At 69.9% G+C, this 24293-nt stretch carries 27 protein-coding genes; 12 read left to right on the top strand and 15 right to left on the bottom strand.

Annotation, left to right across the window (positions count from 1 at the left end; translation table 11 throughout):
• Positions 1-394 precede the first annotated feature (394 nt).
• A complete protein-coding gene (locus ACGFYQ_RS31135; RefSeq protein ID WP_393749518.1) occupies positions 395-814 on the top strand; it encodes a subtilase-type protease inhibitor in 420 nt (139 codons plus the stop codon).
• Between the two features lie 331 nt (positions 815-1145).
• Here the strand turns inward: ACGFYQ_RS31135 and ACGFYQ_RS31140 are convergent, their stop codons facing one another.
• Together ACGFYQ_RS31140 and ACGFYQ_RS31145 are read right to left on the bottom strand one after the other, a co-directional pair.
• The gene (locus ACGFYQ_RS31140) at positions 1146-1811 is read right to left on the bottom strand and encodes a glyoxalase (RefSeq protein WP_393749519.1); all 666 of its coding nucleotides are present in this window, start codon (positions 1809-1811) and stop codon (positions 1146-1148) included.
• 122 nt (positions 1812-1933) lie between these two features.
• A complete protein-coding gene (locus tag ACGFYQ_RS31145; RefSeq protein WP_393749520.1) occupies positions 1934-2752 on the bottom strand; it encodes an MOSC domain-containing protein in 819 nt (272 codons plus the stop codon).
• Positions 2753-3005: 253 nt separating this feature from the next.
• Between ACGFYQ_RS31145 and ACGFYQ_RS31150 the strand changes: the two genes are divergently transcribed.
• A complete protein-coding gene (locus tag ACGFYQ_RS31150; RefSeq protein WP_393749521.1) occupies positions 3006-3371 on the top strand; it encodes a hypothetical protein in 366 nt (121 codons plus the stop codon).
• Between the two features lie 21 nt (positions 3372-3392).
• Here ACGFYQ_RS31150 and ACGFYQ_RS31155 read toward each other — a convergent pair whose 3' ends face one another.
• The 4 genes from ACGFYQ_RS31155 to ACGFYQ_RS31170 form a co-directional block, all read right to left on the bottom strand.
• Positions 3393-4079 carry a FecCD family ABC transporter permease gene (locus ACGFYQ_RS31155; protein WP_393749597.1) on the bottom strand — a complete coding sequence of 229 codons (687 nt, stop codon included), beginning with the start codon at positions 4077-4079 and terminating at the stop codon, positions 3393-3395.
• Positions 4080-4363: 284 nt separating this feature from the next.
• Positions 4364-4726: a DoxX family protein gene (locus ACGFYQ_RS31160; protein ID WP_393749522.1), complete on the bottom strand. Its 363-nt coding sequence runs from the start codon at positions 4724-4726 to the stop codon at positions 4364-4366.
• Between the two features lie 49 nt (positions 4727-4775).
• Entirely contained in the window at positions 4776-5369 is a 594-nt protein-coding gene (locus ACGFYQ_RS31165; RefSeq protein ID WP_393749523.1) for a TetR/AcrR family transcriptional regulator, read from the bottom strand.
• 128 nt (positions 5370-5497) lie between these two features.
• A complete protein-coding gene (locus ACGFYQ_RS31170) occupies positions 5498-6328 on the bottom strand; it encodes a hypothetical protein (RefSeq protein ID WP_393749598.1) in 831 nt (276 codons plus the stop codon).
• 434 nt (positions 6329-6762) lie between these two features.
• Here ACGFYQ_RS31170 and ACGFYQ_RS31175 point away from each other — a divergent pair, with 434 nt between their 5' ends.
• Positions 6763-7650, top strand: a complete 888-nt coding sequence (locus tag ACGFYQ_RS31175; RefSeq protein ID WP_393749524.1) for a DUF4436 family protein — start codon at positions 6763-6765, stop codon at positions 7648-7650.
• Between the two features lie 85 nt (positions 7651-7735).
• Here the strand turns inward: ACGFYQ_RS31175 and ACGFYQ_RS31180 are convergent, their stop codons facing one another.
• Both ACGFYQ_RS31180 and ACGFYQ_RS31185 read right to left on the bottom strand, forming a co-directional pair.
• Positions 7736-8311 (bottom strand): hypothetical protein, encoded by a 576-nt coding sequence (locus tag ACGFYQ_RS31180; RefSeq protein ID WP_393749525.1) that lies wholly within the window; start codon positions 8309-8311, stop codon positions 7736-7738.
• A gap of 103 nt (positions 8312-8414) precedes the next feature.
• A complete protein-coding gene (locus tag ACGFYQ_RS31185) occupies positions 8415-9401 on the bottom strand; it encodes a hypothetical protein (RefSeq protein ID WP_393749526.1) in 987 nt (328 codons plus the stop codon).
• A gap of 203 nt (positions 9402-9604) precedes the next feature.
• On the opposite strand from ACGFYQ_RS31185, the gene ACGFYQ_RS31190 reads away from it, so the two are divergent.
• On the top strand, positions 9605-10714 hold the full coding sequence (locus ACGFYQ_RS31190; RefSeq protein ID WP_393749527.1) for a PP2C family protein-serine/threonine phosphatase: 1110 nt from the start codon (positions 9605-9607) through the stop codon (positions 10712-10714).
• A 34-nt stretch (positions 10715-10748) separates the two neighbouring features.
• Here ACGFYQ_RS31190 and ACGFYQ_RS31195 read toward each other — a convergent pair whose 3' ends face one another.
• Positions 10749-11408: a recombinase family protein gene (locus ACGFYQ_RS31195; protein WP_393749528.1), complete on the bottom strand. Its 660-nt coding sequence runs from the start codon at positions 11406-11408 to the stop codon at positions 10749-10751.
• Between the two features lie 131 nt (positions 11409-11539).
• On the opposite strand from ACGFYQ_RS31195, the gene ACGFYQ_RS31200 reads away from it, so the two are divergent.
• Entirely contained in the window at positions 11540-13456 is a 1917-nt protein-coding gene (locus ACGFYQ_RS31200) for a calcium-binding protein (RefSeq protein WP_393749529.1), read from the top strand.
• A 159-nt stretch (positions 13457-13615) separates the two neighbouring features.
• Here ACGFYQ_RS31200 and ACGFYQ_RS31205 read toward each other — a convergent pair whose 3' ends face one another.
• The 3 genes from ACGFYQ_RS31205 to ACGFYQ_RS31215 all read right to left on the bottom strand — a co-directional run bounded on the left by ACGFYQ_RS31205 (position 13616) and on the right by ACGFYQ_RS31215 (position 16450).
• Positions 13616-13861: a Tn3 family transposase gene (locus ACGFYQ_RS31205; protein WP_393749530.1), complete on the bottom strand. Its 246-nt coding sequence runs from the start codon at positions 13859-13861 to the stop codon at positions 13616-13618.
• Between the two features lie 2 nt (positions 13862-13863).
• Entirely contained in the window at positions 13864-15591 is a 1728-nt protein-coding gene (locus ACGFYQ_RS31210) for an RICIN domain-containing protein (RefSeq protein ID WP_393749531.1), read from the bottom strand.
• 190 nt (positions 15592-15781) lie between these two features.
• On the bottom strand, positions 15782-16450 hold the full coding sequence (locus ACGFYQ_RS31215; protein WP_393749532.1) for a class I SAM-dependent DNA methyltransferase: 669 nt from the start codon (positions 16448-16450) through the stop codon (positions 15782-15784).
• Between the two features lie 498 nt (positions 16451-16948).
• Here ACGFYQ_RS31215 and ACGFYQ_RS31220 point away from each other — a divergent pair, with 498 nt between their 5' ends.
• From ACGFYQ_RS31220 to ACGFYQ_RS31235, 4 genes are all read left to right on the top strand, one after another.
• Positions 16949-17551 (top strand): sigma-70 family RNA polymerase sigma factor, encoded by a 603-nt coding sequence (locus tag ACGFYQ_RS31220; RefSeq protein WP_393749533.1) that lies wholly within the window; start codon positions 16949-16951, stop codon positions 17549-17551.
• The gene (locus ACGFYQ_RS31225; protein ID WP_393749534.1) at positions 17548-18210 is read left to right on the top strand and encodes a hypothetical protein; all 663 of its coding nucleotides are present in this window, start codon (positions 17548-17550) and stop codon (positions 18208-18210) included. Before ACGFYQ_RS31220 ends, ACGFYQ_RS31225 begins: the two co-directional genes overlap by 4 nt.
• A 113-nt stretch (positions 18211-18323) precedes the next feature.
• Positions 18324-18512, top strand: a complete 189-nt coding sequence (locus ACGFYQ_RS31230) for a hypothetical protein (RefSeq protein WP_393749535.1) — start codon at positions 18324-18326, stop codon at positions 18510-18512.
• Positions 18513-18697: 185 nt separating this feature from the next.
• Complete coding sequence (locus ACGFYQ_RS31235) at positions 18698-20098, top strand: hypothetical protein (protein ID WP_393749536.1); 1401 nt, start codon at positions 18698-18700, stop codon at positions 20096-20098.
• 158 nt (positions 20099-20256) lie between these two features.
• Here the strand turns inward: ACGFYQ_RS31235 and ACGFYQ_RS31240 are convergent, their stop codons facing one another.
• Positions 20257-20589 carry a hypothetical protein gene (locus ACGFYQ_RS31240; protein ID WP_393749537.1) on the bottom strand — a complete coding sequence of 111 codons (333 nt, stop codon included), beginning with the start codon at positions 20587-20589 and terminating at the stop codon, positions 20257-20259.
• 581 nt (positions 20590-21170) lie between these two features.
• On the opposite strand from ACGFYQ_RS31240, the gene ACGFYQ_RS31245 reads away from it, so the two are divergent.
• Positions 21171-21518 carry a CU044_2847 family protein gene (locus ACGFYQ_RS31245; RefSeq protein WP_393749599.1) on the top strand — a complete coding sequence of 116 codons (348 nt, stop codon included), beginning with the start codon at positions 21171-21173 and terminating at the stop codon, positions 21516-21518.
• 356 nt (positions 21519-21874) lie between these two features.
• On the opposite strand, the gene ACGFYQ_RS31250 is transcribed toward ACGFYQ_RS31245, so the two are convergent.
• Together ACGFYQ_RS31250 and ACGFYQ_RS31255 are read right to left on the bottom strand one after the other, a co-directional pair.
• Positions 21875-22759 (bottom strand): aldo/keto reductase, encoded by an 885-nt coding sequence (locus tag ACGFYQ_RS31250; RefSeq protein ID WP_393749538.1) that lies wholly within the window; start codon positions 22757-22759, stop codon positions 21875-21877.
• Positions 22760-22773: 14 nt separating this feature from the next.
• Complete coding sequence (locus tag ACGFYQ_RS31255; protein WP_393749539.1) at positions 22774-23712, bottom strand: NAD-dependent epimerase/dehydratase family protein; 939 nt, start codon at positions 23710-23712, stop codon at positions 22774-22776.
• Positions 23713-23782: 70 nt separating this feature from the next.
• Here ACGFYQ_RS31255 and ACGFYQ_RS31260 point away from each other — a divergent pair, with 70 nt between their 5' ends.
• Positions 23783-23974, top strand: coding sequence for a hypothetical protein (locus ACGFYQ_RS31260; RefSeq protein WP_393749540.1), 192 nt, complete (start codon positions 23783-23785; stop codon positions 23972-23974).
• A gap of 56 nt (positions 23975-24030) precedes the next feature.
• Positions 24031-24285, top strand: a complete 255-nt coding sequence (locus ACGFYQ_RS31265) for a hypothetical protein (protein ID WP_393749541.1) — start codon at positions 24031-24033, stop codon at positions 24283-24285.
• Positions 24286-24293 lie beyond the last annotated feature (8 nt).

A 24293-nucleotide genomic window follows, 5' to 3' on the forward strand; every position in this document is an offset into this window, starting at 1 on the left:
CCCGCCCTAGCTGGATTGGGGCGCACGCGGCCGACTCTTGGCGATGAGTGGGACCTTGAACCGTGCGATGACGATCCTGACAGCTGGTGGCACAGGCACTATTCGGTCAGCCTGGATGGACGTTCGATGAAGCGCACGCAGCCGACAGCAGGTCAACGCCCCGCGTACGGCTGTCCCGCAGGCTGCCACCGTCCGTTTGGGCGTGATCGCGAAGGGCACACCCCCGGCCCGAGCTGCCCGAACGACCATTCGGTCGCCGATAATCGAACGAGATGTCTGTAAATCGGCGTTCGATGTGCATGCACCCTTCGCACCCGACAGACTCGGCGGTGTCCAGTCGATATATCGCAGCCAACTGCTGCGTCTCCCCTTCGAATTGAAAGAGAGTTCCGTCGTGCGTCACCGCATCGCTGCTGTCTCCACTGCTGCCCTCCTGACCCTGGTCGGCGCCACCGGCATCGCGGAGGCACAGCCCGCCAGCCTGTATGCCCCCTCCGCCGTGGTCCTGACCGTTGCCCAGGGCGAGGACGCGGACACCGTCATGCGGGCATCGACCCTCAGCTGCGCGCCGACCGCCCAGGGAACGCACCCCGACCCCAAGGCCGCTTGTGCGGCCCTCGCCGCCACCGCCGGCACCCTCGACGCGCTTCTGGCCGCCCCGGACTCGAACCGCGCCTGCCCGATGCACTACGCCCCCGTCACCGTCACCGCAGACGGCGTCTGGCAGGGCAGCCGCATCTCCTGGAAGCACACCTTCTCCAACGCGTGCGCCATGTCCGCGACCTTCAACGGAAACGCCGTCTTCGCGTTCTGACCGCTCCGCCTGGGTCGTCCGCCCTGCGCGTCCGCCCCCGCCCCTCCCCGGGCGGGGGCGGACGCGCGTGCAGTTGATGGACGAGGGTGGCAGACTCCTGCGTCGCGCAGGGCTCCCGGGCAGGAGCAACGGTTCCAGCTGACCGACGCGCCGCGGCGGACGTGACGCGAGTCGGTACGCGAGTCGGTACGCGAGTCGGTACGCGGGTCGGTACGCGGGTCGGGTCCACCGGCGGCATCGGCAGGTGCGACGTGACGTGCTTCGGCCGGCCCCGTAGGTGACGAGGCGGCGCTGTCCCCGTTGGGGCAGCGCCGCGTGTGGGGGACCGGAGTCAGGACGGCGTGGGGGCGAGCGACGCAGCGGCCTCCCAGGCGAACCCGTCCGGGTCGGTGAAGGTGTCGGCGGTGCTGCCGAGGACGATGCGGTGCGAGCCGGTGCCGTCGGCGGGGACGCCGAGGTCCTTGGCCAGAGCGCGGCGCTTGTACAGCGCCAGCTTGACGGGGCTGGACTGACCGGTGGTGAACTCGGCGTACTTGCCGCCGAAGCTCTTGCCCACGGTCAGGCCCCGGCCGACGTAGAACTGCTTGGTGGCCTTCACGTCCTCGACGCCGAGCAGCAGGACGACCTCGTCGATCTCGCGGGTGGCGGGGCCGGTGTCCTTCTTCGCCGAGGTCGCGATCTTCCAGATCGTCCCGTCCGGGGCCTGGACGACGCCGCCGTAGCCCCACAGTGACTTCGCGGCGGGCTTCAGCACCGTGGCGCCTGCGTCCACGGCGGCGCCGACGAAGCTGTCGACGGTGGCCGGCCCGGACACCGTGAGCGCCAGGGTGAAGCCGCGGAATCCGGTCGAGTGCCCCTCGGACGCCCGCAGGCGTACGTACGTTTCCACGCCGAAGGCGCTGTAGAAGCGGCGGGCGGCCCCGGGGTCGGCCACCTCAAGGGTGACGGACGCGAGGGACGTGTTGGCTGCGGTGGAAGCGGTGTTTGCCATGACCATCACGCTAGGGGCTGCGCGGCGGCCGGGGCTTCTCGATTCCTGACCGGTCTTGAGACGTGCTCCGCCACGCACGCCGGCATCCCCTGTTGACCGCACCTTCTTGAGCCCGTTCCTGACCCTCGTCATATGAGGGCGACAGCGTCCCCGGAACTCACCGGGCCGGGCGCCACCACTGTGGCCAGGGCGTCCAGCCGGGCGTCATGAGCCTTCGCGATGACTCGCAGTACCAGCGGGGAATGAGGCAGATCCTGCTGGGCCTCGTTGGTCATGACACACCGCTCGCTGGAGCGCACGAACTCCACGCACAGGGCAGCCCCGATCCGTGCCTTGCATCCGAACCACTCGTCTTCGACGAATGGACGGGTACCCGGTGGGGTCCGTACCAGGAGGTTCGGCCGGAAGCGCCGCTCGTCGACCGGAACGCCGGGAACGGCTGAGCGCACCCAGTCGAGGGTGGCTGTGGTCAGGATGCTGAGAGGGAGCTGGTCGAAGTGGGAGATCGATCGATCGCGGGCCAGTTCGACGTCGTGTCGGCCAAGGTATCGGCGAAGGTAGGTAGTCGGATCCGCAACGGTCGCGCCGTGCGGATCCAGCAGTTCGGGCTGCTCCGTCCCGTCCGGGTAGCGGGAGCGCAACTGCAGCAGACCGGGCATCCGGCGGAATCTCCGGGTGTTCTTCCCCGAGCCGAACTTGCCCTCGCTGTCGCGCACCGCGAACAGGCGGTCGCCGACGAGACCGCGGGGGTCAACGTCCGCTTGCTCCAGTTGTTCGCCTCCCGTCGACTTGATCGGATACCGCCATATGCGCTCGACCGTTCCTATGGTGTACGCCATTCTGTAGAGGCTACAAGAGCTTTTCTGCCCGATTTCGGGCAGGAAGCAGGCAGTTGACCACTCTGGCGTTACGCCGCCCTCATCCTGCGCACCGCTGCACTGGGTCACCGCAGTTGCGCCTGGGGCGTCATCCTCGGCATCCAGACGGGCACCCTCGCGAATGGGCCGGCGGATCCCGCCCACTGTGGACCTCGTGCGCGGCCTCCCTCCGACTGGCCGTCAGGTCGGCCCCTGACAGCCAGTTCCAGCAGGTGTGCCCGCACCCGGTTTCGACGTTCGCGGGAGGAAGCGTGTTGCCGGGTTCCGGAAGCGCGCCGGTGTTGCTGGAACCGCGCACCGAGCCGCAGCGTCCCTCCCGGGCATGAGCGGGAAACCCACGGGCGCCACCGGCACTGCCACGACGACCAGGCGCACCGCCGCGTGCGTCATCGCCGGACTCGGAGCCATCGTGACCGGGCTCGTTTGCGCGCCCCGGGCCGCGGTGGCGTTCAGTGGGGGGTTCGAGGGCGAGGACATCAACCCGGGCGTCCTGGTCACCCTGGCGTTCATCGTCATCGGCGGCGCCCTGGTCCCGCTCGCCGTGTGGGCCCTGGCCGTGCGGTGGTCACGCCCATGGATCGCCGTGCTCGCGGCCCTTGCCGTGCTCACGCTCGGCCTGTGGGGTGTCACGGAGTGGTGGACACCCCGATTCCCGACCCCAGTCCCGGGCCACGGCCCGAAACTGTGAGCCCGAGGAACTCCTCGCCCCTCATCGGGGGCGGCCTGCTGATCGCGGGTGTATGCCGCGGCGGCTGCGGATCAGAAACGCGATGACCACCGGGGCGCCGAACAGCGAGGTGATCGCGTTCAGCGGCAGCACGGAGTCCATCCCGGGCGGCTGGCTCAGCAGCGCGCACGCCAGGGCGAGGAACGCGCCCGCGAGCATCGACGCCGGAATCAGCGCGCGGTGGTCGGATGTCCCGAGGGCCACCCGCGTCAGATGCGGAACGGCGAGCCCCAGGAAGGCGACCGGGCCGCAGAACGCGGTCGCCGCGCCCGCCAGCAGCGAGGTACCGAGCAGCGCCAGATCGCGGCTGCGCCGAACGTTCAGCCCCATGGTGCGGGCGTAGTCCTCGCCGAGCAGCAGCGCGTTCAAGCGCTTGGCGGTCAGCAGGGCAGCCAGCAGACCCGCGCCGATCACGGGCAGCATCACCTTGAGGTCGGGCCAGGTCGTGGCGCTGAAACTGCCCAGCCCCCACATGACGAACTGCTGGGCGCGTTCGGGCTGGGCGTACACCAGCATCACGCTGACCGCCGCCGTGGCTGCCGAGCCGATCATGACGCCGATGACGAGCAGGGTGACGGCCGACCGCACCCACCGTGAGAGCAGCAGTACGAGGGCCAGTACACAACCGGCGCCGAGGGACGCGGCCAGCACCACGCCCAGGCGTCCCAGCGCCGACGACTGCGAGGCGCCTGCGCCGCCCGGGCCGCGGTGCGTCCGGAGTCCCGTCCGTAGTTCCGTCCGGGGCCGGGGCCGGGGCCGGGGCCGGCGAGGTGGCCGCGGTGACGATCGTCCGGGTCGTCACGCTTGGGGGACCTTGGTGTAGAAGGTGAAGGCGTGGCCCGAGCCGCGGCTGTGCCACGCCCTGAGCTCTACGGCCGCGCGGCCGTCGCGGACGCCTGGAAGTCCTGGCTCAGGTTCCTGCTGGCCCAGAGCGTCCGGGGGAGCCCTGGTGCTCAGAACCTGCCGAGGGCGACGAAGAGGCAGACGAGCAGCAGGACCATGTTGGCGCCGAAGACCTGCTTGTACTCCCGAAGGCTCCAGTGCGCGACGGCCGCACCGATCATGACCGCGACGAGGCCGACGGCAGCCAACGGGGTGAGGACCGGGGCTATGCCGGTCAGTTGGGGAGCGATGAGCCCGAGTGCCGCCACCATCTCCAGTGCCGCGACCACACGGATCACCGGCAGGGGGAAGGGCGCGACGCCGGTCTGGCCCGTGGCAATCATCTTCTCCTTCGTCTGCGTCGACTTCAGGAATCCCGAGCCCAGGAATACGGCGGCCAGCAGGCCCTGCGCGATCCACAATGCGATGTTCATCGAGCCACTCCCATGGTCTGTGCTGGTTGGTCAGTCGTGCTCGCGCCGCTCAGGAGGCGGGCTGCTGGAGGAATCCTTCGGCGAGGTCCACGAAGGCAGCCACCAAACGGTCCTCATCGAGGCCGCTGGGATGACTGTCGAACACGTCCCGCAGCAGCCAGAAGTGCGAGACCGCCCCCACGAGCACCACGGCAAGGGCGTCCCAGTCGCGTTCCCCTGCGCCGGCCTGCATCCGCAGCCACTGCGCCACCGCGGCGTGAATACGGCGCATCTCGCCCTCGCGGACCTCTTCCAGCAGCGCCGGAAACGCTGCCAGGTCGCGCACCACGATCCGGTTGAGGTCGCGCTCCTCGTCCAGACGCCGCAGGCCGGCACGAGCCAGTGTCGCCAGACGCTCGCGCAACGGCAGCGCGGCTACGGCCTGCATGTCACCGAGGAGTGCGAGCAGCCCGGCGTTCTCGGCGACCTTCGAGCGCACACCCTCGGCCAGCAGCTCCTCCTTCGAGCGGAAGTGCCGGTAGAGGGCTCCGGACCCCGGCGAGAGCCCAGCGGCCCGTTCGATCTCGGCGATCGTCGTCTTGGCGTAGCCCTGCTCGCCGAAGAGCCGCATGGCCTCCGCCACTACACGCGTACGACTGTCCACGCCTCACCCTCCTGCAAGTAAGCACTTACTTACGAGCTGAGCTTAGCGAAGACTGCAGCGCACGCAAAGAGGGAGCCCGGGCCCTTCTGTGGCCGGCGGGGGCCCGCAGGCGTGATTCGGCGCTGGGTTCAGGTACCGGTCGCTCGGGCTGAGCGGAGTTGAGTGCGCAGGGCAGGCAGGCGGGCACGGTCTTCAGACTCGGCCAGGCCCTCGCCCAGGGCCAGGAGCGAAAGGAGCTGCACCGGGCGGCCGGCTGCGGCCGCGGCCTCCAGTTTGTGGTGGCCGTCGAGGAGGAAGTGCGTCAGGCCCCAGTGCCGGTAGTGGTCGGTCGGCAGGCCGGAGGCGGGTTCGCACACGTCCAGCGTCGAGACCGCCACAGCCGTCGGGACCGTTCCCCGGCCCATGAGTTCGACGTACTCCTCGACGCGCTCCCTCGCGTTCCACGTCGGGGGAACCATGGGCACGATGAACTCATAGAGGTGAGCGGACGCGTCGACTGCGGTCTCGAAGGTCCGGTAGTACGGGGTGTGCGGGTATTCCGGGAGGCCCCAGAACTGGTCGAGCCCCCACGTGGCTACCTGCTCGCCGCTGAAGTAGTCGCCTTCCTGGCCGGGGATGATCAGACGGGGCTCGACGCGGAGCAGCAGCGGAAGGTACTCGCCCTCCGGCAGCAACGCACCGAACGCATCGATCACGCCGCCGTCGTCAGGATCGGCCAGCGCGGCGGTGAGCCGCTCCTGCACGCCCTCCAGCGACAACGTCTGCCGGGCGGTCTCCAACCGGCGGAACAGGAACGGGCATGTTCCGCACCAGGAGCTGAGTTCGAAGGCGGGTTCCCCGTCGACCACGAGCAACCTGCGCCCCGGCCCGCCCCCGGTCTCCCGCTGCTCCGCCTCGAAGCGCAACCGCGCCTCGGGGGCCGGGACGCCTAGCCTGCGAGGCTCGCCCAATTCGATCATCACGGGCCGACCGTATGGGACATCCGCGGATCGGCGCCACCGGCTACTGAGATCGAGCCCGCGCAGTGGAAGGCGACATGCGGATGATGTGCGCACCGCACGCACCACACCGCACCGCACGCACCGCACCGCACGCACCGCCCCGGCCGGGCCGGGCCGGGCCGGGCCGTGCGGCAGGTGCCTTCGAGGCGGATGGGGGAGGGGCGACGAATCGGGCTGTCCGGTCGGCGCCGACACGCCCGCCCGGCTGCGGTGGATCGTCGGCCCGGTCGACGAGGATCGCACTGCGGCCACCGCCCCGCGTCTCGGAGAAGACGGCCGCCCGCGACGATCGTGCCCCGGCTTCGGCAGACCGCGCCGCGTGAGCGCGAGGTCCGCTCCCTGCCTCGGGCCGGACGAGTCCGTTCCCCTCCCACCTCGTAGTCGGAGTCACCATGGCCCCAACCTGGGACGAACGCCGCCCACGCCGCTCCGGGGCCTCGCTCCTGCCGGTCCTGCTTCCCATCGCGGTCCTGATCGTGGTGGCGGTGGCCGTGGGGTCGTGGCTGCAGTTCACCGAGCGACAGGCGCTCGACACGGTCCACACGGTCGGATCCGGAGCCGCCGACCGGGTGGACGTGGAGGCCACCGTCCAACACGTCGACGCCGCGGCCAGAGAGCTGGTACTGCGGGTCCGGGTCACCCCGCGCGGGACCCTCGGCGAGGAGGAGGGGACCGCCCCGGTGGCCGATCTCCGCCTCCAGACCTCCGCGGCGACCCTCGGCGACCTGGCGTTCAAGGCGCACGAGCGGCTCGCGACCAGGGACGTGCAGGTCGCGATCACGGGTGGATCGATCAGCGACTACCCGTTCGACACCTACGAGACCGACATCGAGTTCTGGGCACTGCTGGGTGGCAAGCAGGTGCCGGTGCGGATGCTGTTCTCCAACAACGACACGCTCTTCTCGATCTCCGCGACACCCACGCCCTCCCGGCAAGAAGCCGGCGTGGGGCTGGGGCTGTCCCGATCAGGCAGCCTGCTCGTCTTCGCGGTCTTCATGATGGTCGTGATGTGGGCGCTGGCGGCGTCCGTGCTCATCGGTACCTGGTACCTGACGACCCGCAGCAAGGGCCTGGTCTGGCCCGCTCTCGCCTGGATGGCCGCCACCCTGTTCGCCCTCTCGGCGTTCCGCAACACCGCCCCCGGCACACCCCCGATCGGCTGCGTGATCGACTGGTTCGCCTTCCTGTGGGCCGAGACCATCATCGCCCTCTGCCTGATCGCCGTGGTCATCACCGGCGTCCGCACCGCCCTCCACCCGGACGACACCCACCACACCTAGTCGCCGATCACATTCCACCTCGTCGTTCACGAAGACCCACGCCACCTCCGGCCCCTCCGTTGGTCGTCGAGGGCGGCCGACGGCGTCACCGCCGGGACGTTCCGAGGGTCTGGTCGGCCGTCGCGAAGCGGTGCTCCGTCGGCTTCAGCACGTCGTAGAGGTAGCCGAAGTACTCCGTTTCCGCCGTTCCTGTGAGCACCGCCAGAAGGAAGGCGAGGCACCCCATGGGGTGGTGCTCCCACAGCGGGCCGCGCCCCTCGTTGTAGAGCACGGTCCACTCGTCGGGGTGCTGACCGGGCCGCGCCAGCCAGTACAGGAACGCTCCCGTGCCCTCCTCGAATGCCCACGGCACGACCCTCGCCCCCGCCTCCAGCAGGCCGGCCGGCTTCTCCTCGCCCACCCCCCACAGGTCGGCCAGGATCTCGTCCCGTTCCGTCGTCTGCGCGTGCAGGTCGCAGTCGTCGTAGGCGGAATCGGGGACGAGCAGCCAGATCGTCTCGTCGAAGATGCCGTCGCCGTACGTCTCGACGAGCTGCTTGTAGTCGGCGGGCAGAGCCGCACCGAGGGCGCGCTCGGCCTGCGCCCAGTCCACCGCGGGCGACGGATCGGCGGGCGGCGGGCAGAGGCGGACGAGGGCATCGAGGGCATCGAGGGCGATCATGGAACGGACGCTACTGGGAGCCCGGGCCGGTGCCCGTGGGCGGGGCGGGGTCGGCCGGGTCGGTCGCAGTCGTACCAATGGGACCCAGGCCGGTGACCGCCCGTCAACCTGCCGGGTGCGGCGGTGCGGACGGCAGCGGAGCGCGGGACCAGCGGACGGGATTGCCGTCGGGGCCGTCGGGGTCGTCGGTGAGCCAGGAGCCGTCGCCCAGGGGCTCCAGTTCGTACGGGCTGGTCACCTCGACGGCGAGCTCGCCGCTGACCGTACCCGTGCGCACGTCGACCAGGTGGTAGCGGAACCACTCCTCCTCGTCCTGGCTCTCACCGCCCAGGGTGACGACGGCCGTGTCCGGGGTCAGGTAGCCGCCGCTCCATTCCACGAAGGTCTCCTCCGGGTCGTACCCGAAGGCTTCGACGGGGAGAGTGAACAGCACGTCCCCGCTGGGGTGATGGTGGAAGGCGACGTCCGCCTGCCCGTGGTCGACGGTCATGAACTGCTGCCCGCACGGCGCCAGGTCGATCAGGCAGCGGTCCCACCACGGGTACGTCACGAACTCCGGCTCGCCGTCGGCCCCGGGCATACCCCGGAGAATGACGGAGCCGTCCTGGCCCTCACCGATGTCGAGGTAGATGCTGCCGTCCACGGGGTGCACGTGGTGGCCGGCGCCGTGCCCGACCGTCTCCAGCTCCCGGCGGACGAGGACCACCCCGCTGTCGGCGTCGTACACGACCCACTGGTCTCCGCCCCCGCGTCCCGCCATCGCGTCCGGCCGGTAGACCCACACAGTCCGGCCGTCCAGGGACAGCGCACAGCCAGGCCGGTGGCCATGGCGCACGTCGGAGTGCGGCTCGAAGGCCGACGCCCACACCAGGCCACCGGCGCGCGTGAGGCAGACGACCCCGTTCAGCGTCGTGTACACGACTCGCTCCAGATCGGGCCGGACCGCCGACGCCACGACCTCGTCGCCGGACCGCGGCTGGAACACCGCGGCCGGCTCCAGCGTCCCGAAAGCGCCGGAGTCCATCACGTAGGCATGGATCCAGCCGTCGCGATGGCGCGTGATGACCTTCGGAGGCCGTGCAGGAATCATCCGCCGAGGCTAACGCCCAGCTCAGGCCCACTGGCAGCCGGGACCGGTGTGCACGATCCCGCAGGCGTGGGAGCGCGGGAGCGCCGCTGGTCACGGGTTTCCGGGAGGCCGTAACAGCTTCCGCGAGGCAGGCTGATCCCATGAGGCCATTTCCTCGCTCACTTGTTCGGCCGGGGCGCCCGGGAGCGTCCTCGCGACCAGGAGTGGGCGATCACGGCGAGGTCCTGTTCACGCTGGCGCGGTGTGCGCCCTTCGTGATCGCGCTGGGCGTGCTGGGCATCGAGCTCTCGCCCGCACACGATCTGGTCACCGGTCCCGTCCTCACCACGACGCCGGCGCTGGCCGCGCTGACTATGGGCCCGGTGGGCACGCTGTCCGCGGCAGCCCTCGCCGTGGGTGTGAACGTGACCACCGCGACCTACAACCAGTCGTGGGGAACCCAGGCCCAGCTGATCATCGGCAACTTCCTGGGGCTGATCGTGGTGTCCGTGGCCAGTGTCATCCTGAGTAACGCGGTGCGCACGCGCAGGCAGAGCGAGCTCGACCAGGTCCGGCGGATCGCGGTGGCGGCTCAGGAGGTCGTCCTGCGGCCTGTCCCCGAGCTCCTGGGCCCGGTACGGGCGGCCAGCCTGTGCCTCGCGGCCGGGACAGGGGCACAGATAGGCGGCGATCTGTACGAGGCCGTGCAGACGCGCTACGGCGTCCGCCTGATCGTGGGGGACGTCCGGGGGAAGGGGCTGTCCGCCATACGCGCGGTCGCGGTGGCATTGGGCGCGTTCCGGGAGGCCGTTCACTACGAGGACGAAGTGCAGGAGGTCATGAACCATTGCGCGGCCGCGCTGCGGCGAGAGGCCGCCGTACCGGGTACGTACTCTCAGGCGGAACTTCCCGAAGTCCTCATGGAGGGATTCACCACCGCGCTCATCGCCGAGGTGCCGGACGAACAGGTGGTGCACCTGGTCAACCGCGGCCATCCGCCTCCGCTGGTGCTGCACCAGGGCAAGGCTCAGGCCCTGATGCCCGCCTCGCCACTGCCGCCGCTCGGTCTCGAAGACCTCGTCGACGGCCCTCCCGCCAAGCCCGAGAGTTACCCGTTCCTCCCCGGTGACCGGCTGCTGCTCTACACCGACGGCGTGATCGAAGCCCGCAACCGTGACAACGACTTCCTCCCTCTGCCGGAGACCATGGAGCAGATACCCGCCGGCACCTCCCCACAGGAGTTCCTGGACGAACTGCACACGGCGTTGATCCGCCACACCGAGGGCCGCTTGACGGACGACGTGGCGATGATCCTCATCGACCGGCTCGCATGAAGGGGCCCCGGTAGTTCTCGCCGAAAAACCAACGCTAGGGAATGATCCGCAGGTCAGTGCGCGGTTCCACCGTAGGCATCCGCTCGTCGTGCTCGCGCAGCATCCGCATGACGGTCGCAGGCGAGGGGTGCTGGCCCTTCTTCTTGCCTGTGGTGATGACGAGCCGGGCGGCGATGTCGCGCAGGCTCATCTCCTGCTCCCGCAGGTGGAGGGCCATGGAGAGCATGTGGTCGTCGGTGACGCCCGCGCCGCCGATGGTCTTGCCGCGCTTGCGGGCGGACTCGTGGCCTTCCAAGGTGCGGCCGCGGATGTAATCGCGTTCCATGCCGGAGAGAGCCGCCAGGACCGTGAACACGACACCGGAGGGGTCGTGTGAGCCCTGGAGCTCACCGGTGAGGAACTGAAGGCCGACGTCACTGGCCTTCAGCTCTTCGGCCAGCGTCGCCAGTTCGATGCCGCGGCCGACGCGGCCCGTCGGGCAATAGGTGATGACTGGGCTGATCAGGCGCTGCTGGACATCGCTTGGCCGAACCCATGAAGCGTCATCAGGGTGGCGAGGAATAGCTGTGGTTGTGAGCGTCCCGGGTCGGTGTGCCGTCCCACTGGGATCTGCCCCCGAGCGAGTGCACGAGGTACCCGCGAGAAGTGGCGTCGCTGCGATGACCGCTGGATGCGGTGGCGCGAGTGGCGGCACGAAGACGAAAGGCGACTTGAATGGCCATGTCCATGTTCTTTCCTGATCTGCTCTTCGCGTTCAGACGACGTACTAGACGTGCCACAGGCGGGCAGTGGTCGAGGAACAGCCGGGTTGGGGCGGCAGCGGCCATGGGCGCGGCGCTCGTATTGTTCTGTCCCGGGGTCGCGCTGGCGGCGCCGGGCGACCTGGATCCCACCTTCGGCACCGGCGGCACGGTGACCACCGACTTCGAAGGCGGCAACGATGTTGCCCGGGGTGTGGCGGTGCAGGCCGACGGCAAGATCGTCGCCGCCGGCGCCGGCGGGGCGGGCGACTTTACGCTGGCCCGCTACAACACCGACGGCAGCCTGGACACCACCTTCGACACCGACGGCAAGGTGACCACCGACTTCGCCGGCGGCAACGACCGGGCTAACGGGGTGGTGGTGCAGGCCGATGGCAAGATCGTCGCCGCTGGCGGGGCGGGCTTCGACTTCGGGCTGGCCCGCTACAACACCGACGGCAGCCTGGACACCACCTTCGGCACCGGCGGCAAGGTGATCACCGGCTTCTTCGCCGGCGACGAGGCTTTCGGGGTGGCGCTGCAGGCCGACGGCAAGATCGTCGCCGCCGGCGGAACGGACACGGGCAGCAGCACCAACACCGACTTCGCGCTGGCCCGCTACAACACCGACGGCAGCCTGGACACCACCTTCGACACCGACGGCAAGGTGACCACCGACTTCGCCCTCGGCTTCGACCAGGCTCACGGGGTGAAGGTGCAGGCCGACGGCAAGATCGTCGCCGCCGGGGAGGGAGAGTCGGCCGGCAACGTCGACTTCGCGCTCGCCCGCTACAACACCAACGGCAGCCTGGACACCACCTTCGACACCGACGGCAAGGTCACCACCGACTTCGGCGGCACCGAGAGGGCTTTCGGGGTGGCGCTGCAGGCAGACGGCAAGATCGTCGCCGCCGGGGGGTCGACCGCCTTCTCGCTGGCCCGCTACAACACCAACGGCAGCCTGGACACCTCCTTCGACACCGACGGCAAGGTCACCACCGCCTTCGCCGGTCAGGCCAACGGGGTGGCGCTGCAGGCCGACGGCAAGATCGTCGCCGCCGGCGGGCCGGGCGACTTCGCGCTCGCCCGCTACAACACCAACGGCAGCCTGGACACCTCCTTCGGCACCGGCGGCACGGTGACCACCAACTTCGGCACATTCGACAATGCTCGGGGGGTGGCGCTGCAGGCAGACGGCAAGATCGTCGCCGCCGGCCAGGCGGGCACTGACTTCGGGCTGGCCCGGTACGAGGGCGTTGGCGCTGCCCCTGTCGGCGTGGACGTGGCCGTCACCAAGACCGGGCCGGCGACCGTCAGCCTGGGTGATCAAGCCTCCTACACCGTGACGGTGACCAACACCAGCACCACCCTGTCGGCCACCGGCGTCACGCTGGCCGACACCGTCAGCGGAGCCGGCGCGACCCTGGTGTCGGCCACGCCCAGCCAGGGCACCTGCACCACCACGTCCACCAGTGCCAACTGCATCCTGGGCACCCTCGCCCCCGGCGCCAGCGCCACGGTGACCGTCGTCGTCGAACCCACGGCCACCGGCTCCATCTCCGACACCGCCACGGTCAGCGCCACGGAATCCGACCCCGTGCCGACCAACAACACCGACACCGCGAACACCACCGTGAACAACGCCCACGGCTGCACGATCCTCGGCACCAGCACCGCCAACAACCTAGCTGGCACATCCGGCAACGACGTGATCTGCTCCTTCGGCGGCAACGACAACATCAGCGCGGGCAACGGCAACGACACCGTCTTCAGCGGTTCCGGCAACGACTCGGTCAGCGGTGGCGACGGCGCCGACACCCTCAACGGCGGTCCCGGCAACGACAACCTCAGTGGCGGCAACGGCGCCGACACCCTCAACGGCGGTCCCGGCAACGACATCCTCAGTGGCGGCAACGGCGCCGACGCCCTCAACGGCGGTCCCGGAAGCGACATCTGCGCCCCCGGCCCCGGCCCCGGCGACACCGTCACCAGCTGCCCGTAGCGAAGACACGACATACCCGGCGGCGGTCTGGGCGACCGTCCGCTCCCACCCCTCCTGACCCGCCCCGCTGCCCTGCGCTGCTGCAGTCACAGCGGGGCGATTCACCGCCGATCGGGCTCGGCGCCGCCCGCATGGAGGCGGCGCCGAGGACTACGGCTACTACAGCCCGGCTCCGGGATCGTCCATGGCCACGGCCCGCAGCGGCCGGTGTCCCCGCTCGTCGAGCTGGGCCAGTTCGTGCTCGTAGTCGACGGTGATCGAGCCGTAGTAGTTCACCACCGAGCTGCGGGCCGGCGAGATGTGCGCCAGGATCTCGGCGTCCACCTCGCGGCCGGCCCCGCGCAGTTCGCCGACGGCCAGGCCCATGTACTCGGTGTGCCAGCAGACCACCGCGTTCGTCACCACCGTCAGGCACCACGAGGCGTTTTGGGCCAGGTCTCGTCCTTCGAACCGTTGCAGGTCCACTGGATCAGTTGCGAGCCCTTCGTGGCGGCGGAGCCCAGGCCAAGGCACTTTCCGGAATACACGTTCCGTAGGACGTGGGTGTTCTCGTCGTACCACCACTTCTCGTCGACAGCGCCGTTGCAGGTGTACTGGACGATTTTGGCCCCGTTGTCCAGCTTGGATGCCGGCCCCATGCACTTGCCCGAGTGTTCGTTCTGCAGGAAGAACGCAGCCTTCCCGTTCGCATCGGTCGTGTCCACGAATACCCAGCGTTCGTCGCGGGCGTTGGTACACCCCCACTGGATGACGGGGTCGCCGTTGTCGTGCTTGTTCCCGACTCCCGCACACAGGACGCTGTAGCCGTTGCTCAGGTACACGCTCTTATCGGCGGCCTTCGGGACCAGCGAGAACACGGACCGGTCGCCGGCCGCCTCGTTGAGACCCCACAAGCGGCCGGATGACGGCGCGTAGCTCAGGTTCTGCGTGACCGAAGGTGCGCGGGATATCACCTCCGGAACACCGTTGGGCTCCGCGCGGTAGATACACGCGTGATCGCCGTTGTCCGAGGTCCATTCGTCGTCGCCCATGTAGTGGGGTGGACACGCCGCGGACAGGTAGTAGTACGTGCCGTCCGTAGCAACCCCCTGCAGGAAGGTGATGGTGCGCGGTGCGGCGTACGCGGCCGATGCCTTGACCGTGCCGGTGCTGTCGGGCTGGAGCAACTCGGTGGAACTGTCGAGGGGCCAGCGGATCACGTTCGTGGTGTACGGACTGCCCCCGTTCGGATCGACTCTGCTCGGTCCGGCAAGGTATTCACCCGATACCAGGTGGTCGGTCGAGCCACTCCGGTCCAGGCTCAGGGAACTGAGGCATGCCCGCTCACCGGGACAACTCCACAGGCTCTTCCCGACGGGCGGGATGATGTAGCGGCCCACCATGGGAAGGGCCCATTGGTGGTGGCGGGCGGAGGAAACGCCGTTCACGATGCCGACGTGGTCGCTTGCAGCGTTGCCCATCTTCCACAGGTGCCGGAAGTCGTAAACCTGCAGCTCTCCACCATTGGCCACGAACAGTCTGTTTCCGTACCAGACCATGCCGTCCGTGTGGATCTTCGTCACCGGCACGTAGTTTCCACCGCCGGCACGGGTCGGCTGCACGAGCATGACGTGCCCGTAGCTCCATTCGCTCCCGGTCGAATCGACGATGGAGATCCGGCCGAACTTGTTGCGATGTTCCTCGGCGTCGCCGCCACCGTTCCCGTAGTACCAGGACGCGAGGACAAGGTGGTGACCGTTCACGGTCCCGCCGGGATAGGCGTCATGCGAGCCCGTCAGTCCCTGAGGGTGCCAGCCGCCCGCCGGGTCCCAGGCGCTCGTCTTGTCATCGACTCCGTCCCAGCAGAACCCGTTGTACTTGTAGGTCCCGTTGAGTCCGGTGGTGTGGCACAGGGAGCGTCCTGCGTGCTGCCGGGATCGCGCAACGTCCAACGGAGTCACGTTCGTGACGGCTCCGGAACCCTCCAGATCCCGGACGATGTCGCCGTAGTCCTTGAAATTGGCGTCCGGGTCCACGTGCATCGTGTACTTGCCGGCGTCGACCTCCGCGAAGGTGGCGTCCGCGGCCACCGCAGCAGGCTGAGATCCGACGAGGGCGAGTGCAGCCAGGCATAAGGCGGTCAGCACTGCCCCCACGGAACGCACTTTTTCTGAACGTCCGTCTGAATTCATGCGAGGACACACTACTGGCCGGTCCGGCCGCGCCACACACGGGGATACGGCCTCTGGTGAGTATCCGAACGGAACATAGAGGTAGGTGCCAGGTGCCAGGTGCCAGGTGATGGGTCCCGGCACGAGCCCCTGTACCGATTCCGGCGCCCGGTCCTCAGACGGGGCGCTCGGCCATGACGACCAAGCCCGGCCCGCTCTGCTCATCTGCGGGGAGCCGAAGTTCGGCGACCGGGCGCAGTCCAGCCTGCTCGATCAGGTCCACGAGCTGTTCCGGCCGCCATTTGTGTGTCGTCCAACGAACGGGTACACCTCCGTAGGCCTCGGTGCGCACCGCGTCTTCGTCTCCGACGTGTGTCGCCGTGATGAAGTGGCCGCCTGGCTTCAGGGCGCGGGCGAACAGGGCGAGGACCTGGGGAAGGACGTCGCGGGGGAGGTTGAACAGTGACCACCACCCGAGTACGCCGCCGAGGGACGCTTCTCCAAGGTCGAGGTCGGTGGCAGAGGCGACGCTGAAGCGGCATTGCGGATGAAGGCGGCGCGCGTTCTCGATCATGCGGGGTGAGAGATCGACTCCGGATACGTCGAGTCCGCGTTCGGTGAGGTAGGCGGTCACCGTTCCGGGCCCGCAGCCGACGTCGAGGACGGGCCCGAGCTCGCCCACGGTGTCGGCGAAAGCGTCGATCGATGCCTTGAGCCACGGATGGCTACGGATGTCGCCGACTCCCGTCGTCACCACCATGTGGGCGTAGTTGTCAGCCACCCGGTCATAGGACTCACGGACCACGTCGAGATCGGCTGGGCGGTCAATAGGGTGTGCGCGCATCAGCCAACAATAGGACGGTACGGCGCCGTCAACGGGGCGACGAACTCCTCCTGACTCAAACGGGTCGAAGCCCGGTTCACAGCCCTCCGCTACGTCACCCCTCGACCGCACCGACCACGCCGACGCGCCCGGACCCATGCGGGAAAACGGTCAGCAGCGATGCGTCAGGTGACCGCCTATGGGCCATTAGGCGATCATTTCTGCCCGATTCACCTGTGGTTCATGTCACTTCGGGTGTCTGCTCTGATGAGAAGCATCGGGGTGCGGTCACGTTTCGCCTGATCAGACCATGTATGAGGTGCGCACGTTCGATTGCCGAAGCTGCCCAGCGCTCTGATTCATGATCATCGGATGGTTTTTCTCCGGGGGCAATGAGTGGTCCGCCCCCCGTTCTCGACATTGTGGTGACGGAAGTTCAACTGACTTCCGGCGCAGGGTCATTGACCGCGCTGCCCTCAATGAAGAGGTACAAGCGATGAACGCATTCCGGAGGCCCGCATGAGCGACGACGACGTCCTTCACGGCCCTTCGCCCCGAAGTGGCAGTGGTCGGCCGATGTACGAGCCGCTCGACCTGCCGTTGGACTTCGAGGGGTTCTACCTCGGACACCAGGAGTTCTACCACCTCTACGCCGAGATCCATCTCGGTAGCCTCCATGCCGCCCGCGAAGTGGTCCATCAGGTGTTCCTGGAGATCCACGCGGGCTGGGACCGGCTCCTGCGAGAGGACGACCTGGACCAGCGGACGCTGGAGGTGCTGACCCGCCGGGTCCGCCAGCAACTGGCCGTCGAGGGGCGTGATCCCGCCTTCCTCAACGAGGGGCTGATAGGGCCGACGCTGGGCGCGGTCCGCGCCGGGCTGGAAATCGCAGACGGCGCCGCCGGCCTGTACGACGCGATCCTCGAACTCCCGACCCGGCAGTTCAACGTGATCGTCCTGCGCCACATCCTCGGCTACAAGACCGACCGGATCGCCCGGTTCATGGGCCTGGACGTGCGCACCGTCGATTACCACGGCCGCAAGGGCAAGGAGCGGCTGCGCGTCCGGCTCGGCCTGCCCGCAGGCAAGCCGAGGAACACGAAGGAGGGGGAAGAACAGTGAGCACGACGATTGACGACCTGCTGGCCCGGGTGGCGCTGCCCACGGATTCAAGGCCCGGCATCGACGTCGGTGTGGCGCTGCGCCGGCTCGCGGCCGACGCGGCCAGAGCCAAGGCCAGGCCGACGCCGGACATGGTGTGCGCGGCGGAGGCCGCCCAGAGCCTGGTCGTGGTCTCGCGCTGGGTCCTCAACGGCCCGAGCGCCGCGATGCACGTCGACCGGCTCGCAGGGGCCCCTGAGGACGAAGACCACTTGGACGTCGAGGGCGCTGCGGTGTTCGCCTGCCTCCTCTACCTCACCGGACATCCCGAGAGCGCCCAGTTCTGGTGGCAGCTCGCCGCCGGAGCCGGACACCGCGCCGCCGCGTACTGCCTCCACCTGCATCACCTCGCCCTGGGCGAAGTCCGGGAGGCGATCCACTGGCACCGCCAGATCAAAAACGCGCCCGCGGGCTCCGCAGTCCTTGACGAGGGCTTCCTCGCCGGGCTCGGCGTCTTCGCCCGCTACGTCCGGCACAACGGCTCCGAGGCCTGCGGCCCCACCGGTCTCCTGGAGATGGAAGTCGACCGCCTCGCCGACGCCGGCGACAGCTCCTGCATCATCGTCCCCCGCCCGGACCGGCGCCTGGCCGAGCACCTGCTCGACTTCGCCCGGCGCTGACCGGGCCGCCCGCGCAAACGACAGAGGAGCCCCTGCTCCGACCCTCGGTTCCTAGGCCACCGGGTCGGAAGGGCTCCTCACGTGACACCCCCCGATCACGAAGGACATCCGTTGTGAACCATAACCCCGTCCGCTGGGTGCGACGCAAGGCCGCCGACATCATCACCCGCGCCCGCCGGATCTACGCCTGGGCGTACGCCCGCCGTTGCACCGCCCTCTCCTTCCTCCTGCGCGGCCTCTGCTACGGGACCGGCACCGCGGCCGCCGGACTCGCGGCCTTCTGGATCCAGAACCGGATGTGACCCCTCTCGGACCAGCCGGCGCATCCTGCCAGCGAACCGCTGGCGGGGTGCGGCCATGCCCGGGGGCGCACCCCGGCCGTCTCGTCCTTGGTGAGGCCGCGCGGGCGGAGGTGTTCCGGCGGGAAGCGCCCGTCCGCTCGCGGCCGACAGCGGCGCTGTCAGCGGGACGGTCTAGCCTGCGTCACATGATCGAGGGGGAATTCGCCGCACCGTCACCTGGGGAGCTCGCCGACGAGGTCGCGGCTGTGCTGGCCGACCGTCGTGACCCAGGCGTGGAGACGTTCGAACGTGTGCTCAACGCCGTGGTGAGTCACAGCTACCGGGACCGCGAGACACTGACCGCCGCGTTGCGGACCGTCCCGCGCGAGTTCACCGTGCGGCCGCACCCCCAGGTGCGGTGCGTCGCCGACGTCGTCGGCGCCGCAGTGGGGCCGGTCCAGGCCACGGAACCCTGGGAGCACGCCGGGGCGGGCTGGCTGGAGCTGTGCCAGCACGTGGCGTTGGACTACGTCGCGGGAGCCCGCGTCGTCGAACTCGCCGCGCGGCTGCGGGCCGGTGACCCCGTCCCGTTCCTGCTGTCCGTACCGAGCAGGCCGACCGGGGCGGTGGAGCCGTACGAACTGGTGGCGCGCCTCGCCGAGTACGGGCGGCTGGGCGTCCGGCCCGGCCCGGCGGACCTGGGACAAGCGCTGCTGCGCTGCGGCGGCCCGGTCGATCCCGAAGTGCTGCGTGCCGCGGAGAAGCTGGAGCTGGAGGAGGGGCCCCGGGTGGCCGCCTGGCTGCGACAGGGCGGTCTGCCCCAACCGGCGTGGTGGCGGGAGCGCGAGTCCGGTGCGCCCGAGCGTCCCAGCAGGCGCCGGGGCGCACGGATCGGCCGCCGGATCCTGGTGGGGCACGAGGCGATCGACGGCCGCGGTGCGTTCCCCCGGCGTTTCTGGTCGCTGTTCCGGAAGTTCGAGCCGCACATCGGCTGCGCGCATGCGTCCCTGCCGGAGGGCAGGGACGCGCACACGGTCGCGACCCTGCCCTGGCATCCGGAGATCGCCGCGGCCCGGCTGCTGACGGGTGTCGCCTCTGCGGCCGACCAGGACGGTGGTGGGGCCCCCGCGTTCCTGGAGGCGCTGGCCGCGGCCGAGGGCCCGGCCGGACCCGCGGTGCACCTGGCCGTCGCGTACGGGCTCGCCTCCGTCCCGGAGGGGGACCGGGAGGCCGCCGTACGGGCGCTGGTCCTGCTGGCCTCGCGGAGCCGGCTGGACGGGGGGCTGCTGGGCCGGGAGATGAACGAACTCGTGGGGCTGGGCACGCTGAGGGTGCCCCTGCTGACCGAGTCGCTACGGGCGGCGGTAGCCCTGCCGCAGGGAGCCGCGGCGGTCTGGGCGGTACTGGCCCCAGCGCTCCCGGGCCTCCTGGCGTGTACCCGGCCGCAGGCGCAGGGGTCGCTGCTGGCCGTCGCGGCGGACTCCGCGCGGCTGTCGGGTGCGTACGGTGAGCTGCCCGAGGTGACCGCTCTCGCGCAGCGGCCGGGTTCGTCCCAGCTGCTCAAGCAGGCCCGGCGGTTGCACGACACGCTGGCCGGGCGCGGCTGAAGACGGTTCCGGCCGCCGGGGTGTGCTCGATGTCCACCTCGACGATGTCCCGGTACGGGGAATGCGATCCGCGCCGTCCTCGGCTGCCGCCTCGTCCTCCTCGGTGGCCGGGACGAGGGAGGCGGGCTGCTCGCGGAGCGAGTCTGCGAGGCCGCCGTCTACAGGCCGAGGGCCAGCAGGATCGTGACCGTCGGCGGGACCGGCGCGAGCCACCCCGCCCAGCGGCCCGCCCTGGCCAGGGTGGGGTGCCGCACGCACAGCCGGAAGGCCACCACGAGCAGCGGGGTGGCCGTCCAGGACGCCCACCAGCAGGCCGTGACGACCGCCACGGTCTGAGGGTGAACCTCTGCTGCCATCTGGGCCAGACCCCCGAAGAGAAGGGCCACCGGGATCAGAGCCACCGTCAGGGCCGTGGCCCACATCAACACCCCGTCGATGGCAGAAGTCCCGGCGGCGCGGTCGGTGGTCAGGGCGGAGGTTGTCTCGTGCATGGGTACAGCCAATCGGCTCCGGCGCCGGTTCGCCTGCGCGGGCGTACTCAGGGTCGGCCGTCTTCGTACTCATCATGCCCAGGCAACTGTCCAGGCGTCGGCACCGGGCCGCCACGGCTGGCCGGCATTCCCGGCCAGCGCAGCCCGTGCAGCGACGTGCGACGTTCGCCCAACTGCACGCCGCCCCGGCTCCGGCGGCCGTGCCGAGCTCCTGGACCGCACCGCCTGAACATTTCGGGGTGGACCGCAGGCACCACAGAACAGCCCAGGAACCCTTGAACGTGCAGGTCAGGCATGAAGGAGTCGCCTCAACCAGAACTCTCTTGAAAACCGTGCCCGAGGCGCACCTGCGGGCGGACATGGCTACGGGCGGGCGGTCCCCACGCCCTGATTCGGCGCGTCATCCACCGAACCGGCGGACCTGCTCGTGCATGCGGCCTACCCGGGGATGCGGCGGCGTCCGCTGTTGACGACGCTGGACGCGGTGCCTGAGCAGAACGGGACCGTGCCTCACCGCCTGTCGGCATCCGCGGGGACGAATGCAGCATCGCAGCACCCGAAAGGAGGCCGTCTTGGCACCGGTGACCCGAATTCCGCTGGATGGCGGGGGCTGCGTTCTGGTCGATGAACCAGCAGGTGTGCTGGAAGGACCGGTGAAGGCCGGCCGCATCGGCGAGGCCATTGGTGAGCTGCCCAGGACGCTGCAAGAAGCACTTGCGCCCGTCGCGGAGGCGGCGCGCGCCGCACTCGACCAACTGCGCAAGGCCCGTCCCGACGAGATCGAGGTCGAGTTCGGTGTCGACCTCGCCGCCGAGGCCGGGGCAGTGATCACCAAGACCCAAGCGGGTTGCCACCTCAAAGTGATCATGTCGTGGAAGATGAAGGACGACACGGGTCGTCCTCCTCATCCAGACGCAGGCGCGGGCTGACCCGATGGCCGGCACCGCGTACACACCCGACGGCGGCAGGGCCTGGGGCCTGCCCGCTGCCGTGGCACAGGTCCTCGGACCGGACGGAAAGGTCGCCGGGGCCGGTTTCCCGGTGGCCGACGGACTGCTGGTCACCTGCGCCCACGTCGTCGGGCTCGCCGGAGGGGGCCCGGTACACAGGTACGGCTGCGCTTCCCCCCTCCTTCTCAGGGCCAGGTGTCCTGCGGCCCGCGCGGGGCGGCATGAGCAGCGCCGCGGCCCGCAAGGGAAGCAGGGCGGCCGGCCACCGGTCATCACCGAGGACATGCTCCACACCGTGCTGCGGCGCAAGGTAGGCAAGCGACCCGTGACCCGCCTCAGCCCGGCAGAGCGTCCTCAAGCTGCGCCAGCTCCGCCGTGCTCAGCGTGAGCTCCGCTGCCTTGGCCGAGTCGGTGATGGAGGACGGACGGCTGGCTCCCGGTACCGGGATCACTGCGGGGGAGCGGGCGAGCAGCCAGGCCAGGGCGATCTGCTGCGGGCTGACGCCGCGCTCGGCTGCGATGTGGTGGAAGGCGGTGCCGACCGAGGTGGGGCCGAGGGGGCCGTCGAGGGAGCTGCGGGAGATGCCACCGAGTGGGCTCCAGGGCAGAAAGGCCAGACCCAGCTGGGTGCTCAGCCGCAGCTCGGGCTCGCTGTCGCGGACGGCGGGCGAGTACTGGTTCTGCACGGAGACGAGTCCGTCGCCGAGGATCTGATGCGCCTGGCGGATCTGGGCGGTGGTGACGTTGGAGATTCCCGCGGCGCGGATCGTGCCGGCGTCGAGCAGCTCGCGCAGCGCGCCGACGGACTCCGCCCAGGGCACGGCCGGGTCCGGCTTGTGCAGCTGGTACAGGCCGATCGCGTCGACGCCCAGGCGTGTGGCGGAGGCCTCGGCGGCTTGCTTGAGGTGGGCGGGGGTGGCGGTGACGGTCCAGCTGCCGTCGCCGGGGCGGCCGCGGCCACCCTTGGTGGCCACCAGGACGCCGGAGGTGTCGCCGCCGTAGCGGGCCAAGGCGCGGGCGATCAGCAGCTCGTTGTGGCCCGCCTCGCCGGCGTGCCAGTGGTAGCTGTCGGCGGTGTCGATGAGCGTGACGCCGGCGTCGAGGGCGGCGTGGACGGTGGCGATGGCCCGCGTCTCGTCCGGGCGGTGCTCGATGGACAGCGGCATGGCGCCCAGGCCGATGGCGCTGACGGCGGTGTGGGCGAGGGTGCGGTGCTGCATGGTGGCTCAGTTCCTCAGGCGGTGGGTGACGGCTCGGTGGTGAGGGCTTCGGCGACGGCGCCGGGCAGCCAGTCGGTGGTGTGGGAGAAGGCAAAGCCCAGCTCCTTCGCGCGGGCGTTGCTCATGGCGTAGTGGCGGTCGAAGGAGAACGCCGAAGCCTCCTCGCCCGCCGGGACGGTCCGGTAGACGGGCTCCCGGCCGGCCTGCGCGGCGATGACCGCGGCGAGGTCGTGTACATCGAGCGGGCCGTCGGAGCATGCGTTGACCGGACCGGTGAAGTCGGCTGTGGTCGCCCACAGCAGCAGGTCCGCCAGCTCCTCGTGGTGGATGAAGACCGTGGGTAGCGCCTTCGCGTGCACAGTGATCTCTTCGCCCGTGGTGATGCGCCCGGTGTAGTGCGCCAGTCGGCCGGTGAACTCCTGCGCGCCGCCGCCGAGCACATGGGCGCTGCGCACACCGGCGAACTCGAAGCTGCCGGCGCGGGCGAAGACGGCCTCCGCCTGGCGCTTGCCCTCGGCGTAGTGAGCCTTCAGGTACGCGTCGTCGTGCCAGGGCAGGTCCATGGCCACCACCCAGGTGGCCGGGTCCACGATCTCCTCCGGCACCGGCGTGCCCGGAGCCACGGCCGGCAGCGCGGCGGTCGCGGGGTCGTACACCTCGATCGTGGAGGTCATGACGTAGCGCCGGGTGCGGCCGGCGAAGGCGCGGACGGCGACAGCGGCCTGCACCGGGGTGTAGCAGACCTGGTCCACCACGACGTCGAACGTGCGGGAGCCCAGCGCGGCCGTCAGGGCGGCCTCGTCGTTCCGGTCGACAACGAGGTGCTCGACACCGGCAGTTGGCGGGATGGAACCGCGGTTGATCACAGTGACCTGGTGGCCCGCGGCCTGCAGGCGCTTCACCAGGAGCTTCCCGAAGTACCGGCTTCCGCCGATGACGCAGATCTTGTGCATGCCCCCATCCTGGAGACCTGTCGTCATCAGCAGAAGTCCTGACTTACTGGATACGCATTAAGGAAAACTGTTGATCGATGTGCAGCGGCTCCGCGTCCTGCGGGCGGTGGCGGAGCACGGCAGCTTCAACCAGAGCCGGCGCGCTCGGCGTAGCGGCGCGGAGTCGCCGGGGCCGATCCGGCACATCGGCGTCGCCGCGCCGAAGGTCACCGACTTCGCCGGGGAAGCAGATGCGGCGGACGCCTCCGAACTGCGGGACTAAGCGTCATCAAGCGGGTCGCGCTGCTGGCCTGCCTGGCCCACAAGGCGCGGACGCGGGTGCGCGACGACCTGGCGACGATGCTCTGCAAGCGGGTCGCCATGGAGATCAAGAAGGCCAAGGAGGAGCTGGAGGAGATCCGGCTCGCCGAGCGGGAAATCGTCGAGGCCCTGATCGGGAACTACCGCACCGTGCTCAAGAACATCGACGCCGACGGCCCGGCCCAGGCGGCGCTTGAGCGGGCGGCGGGGATGACCGCCGAGGCGGTCAAGGCCCTGGACGGGCTGGACGAGGCGGCACCGGTGGAGGCGTGATGCCGGGT

The sequence above is a fragment of the Streptomyces sp. NPDC048258 genome, assembly GCF_043201995.1.
Classification (GTDB): Bacteria; Actinomycetota; Actinomycetes; order Streptomycetales; family Streptomycetaceae; genus Streptomyces.

What these genes read in the sequence shown, in the direction of transcription:
- ACGFYQ_RS31235 (WP_393749536.1), top strand. Translation starts at nt 18,698, where the DNA reads ATGATCGAGGGGGAATTCGCCGCACCGTCACCTGGGGAGCTCGCCGAC.
- ACGFYQ_RS31160 (WP_393749522.1), bottom strand. Translation starts at nt 4,726, where the DNA reads ATGAACATCGCATTGTGGATCGCGCAGGGCCTGCTGGCCGCCGTATTC.
- ACGFYQ_RS31240 (WP_393749537.1), bottom strand. Translation starts at nt 20,589, where the DNA reads ATGCACGAGACAACCTCCGCCCTGACCACCGACCGCGCCGCCGGGACT.
- ACGFYQ_RS31150 (WP_393749521.1), top strand. Translation starts at nt 3,006, where the DNA reads ATGAGCGGGAAACCCACGGGCGCCACCGGCACTGCCACGACGACCAGG.
- ACGFYQ_RS31250 (WP_393749538.1), bottom strand. Translation starts at nt 22,759, where the DNA reads ATGCAGCACCGCACCCTCGCCCACACCGCCGTCAGCGCCATCGGCCTG.
- ACGFYQ_RS31185 (WP_393749526.1), bottom strand. Translation starts at nt 9,401, where the DNA reads ATGATTCCTGCACGGCCTCCGAAGGTCATCACGCGCCATCGCGACGGC.
- ACGFYQ_RS31215 (WP_393749532.1), bottom strand. Translation starts at nt 16,450, where the DNA reads ATGCGCGCACACCCTATTGACCGCCCAGCCGATCTCGACGTGGTCCGT.
- ACGFYQ_RS31200 (WP_393749529.1), top strand. Translation starts at nt 11,540, where the DNA reads ATGGGCGCGGCGCTCGTATTGTTCTGTCCCGGGGTCGCGCTGGCGGCG.
- ACGFYQ_RS31170 (WP_393749598.1), bottom strand. Translation starts at nt 6,328, where the DNA reads ATGATCGAATTGGGCGAGCCTCGCAGGCTAGGCGTCCCGGCCCCCGAG.
- ACGFYQ_RS31255 (WP_393749539.1), bottom strand. Translation starts at nt 23,712, where the DNA reads ATGCACAAGATCTGCGTCATCGGCGGAAGCCGGTACTTCGGGAAGCTC.
- ACGFYQ_RS31140 (WP_393749519.1), bottom strand. Translation starts at nt 1,811, where the DNA reads ATGGTCATGGCAAACACCGCTTCCACCGCAGCCAACACGTCCCTCGCG.
- ACGFYQ_RS31180 (WP_393749525.1), bottom strand. Translation starts at nt 8,311, where the DNA reads ATGATCGCCCTCGATGCCCTCGATGCCCTCGTCCGCCTCTGCCCGCCG.
- ACGFYQ_RS31175 (WP_393749524.1), top strand. Translation starts at nt 6,763, where the DNA reads ATGGCCCCAACCTGGGACGAACGCCGCCCACGCCGCTCCGGGGCCTCG.
- ACGFYQ_RS31220 (WP_393749533.1), top strand. Translation starts at nt 16,949, where the DNA reads ATGAGCGACGACGACGTCCTTCACGGCCCTTCGCCCCGAAGTGGCAGT.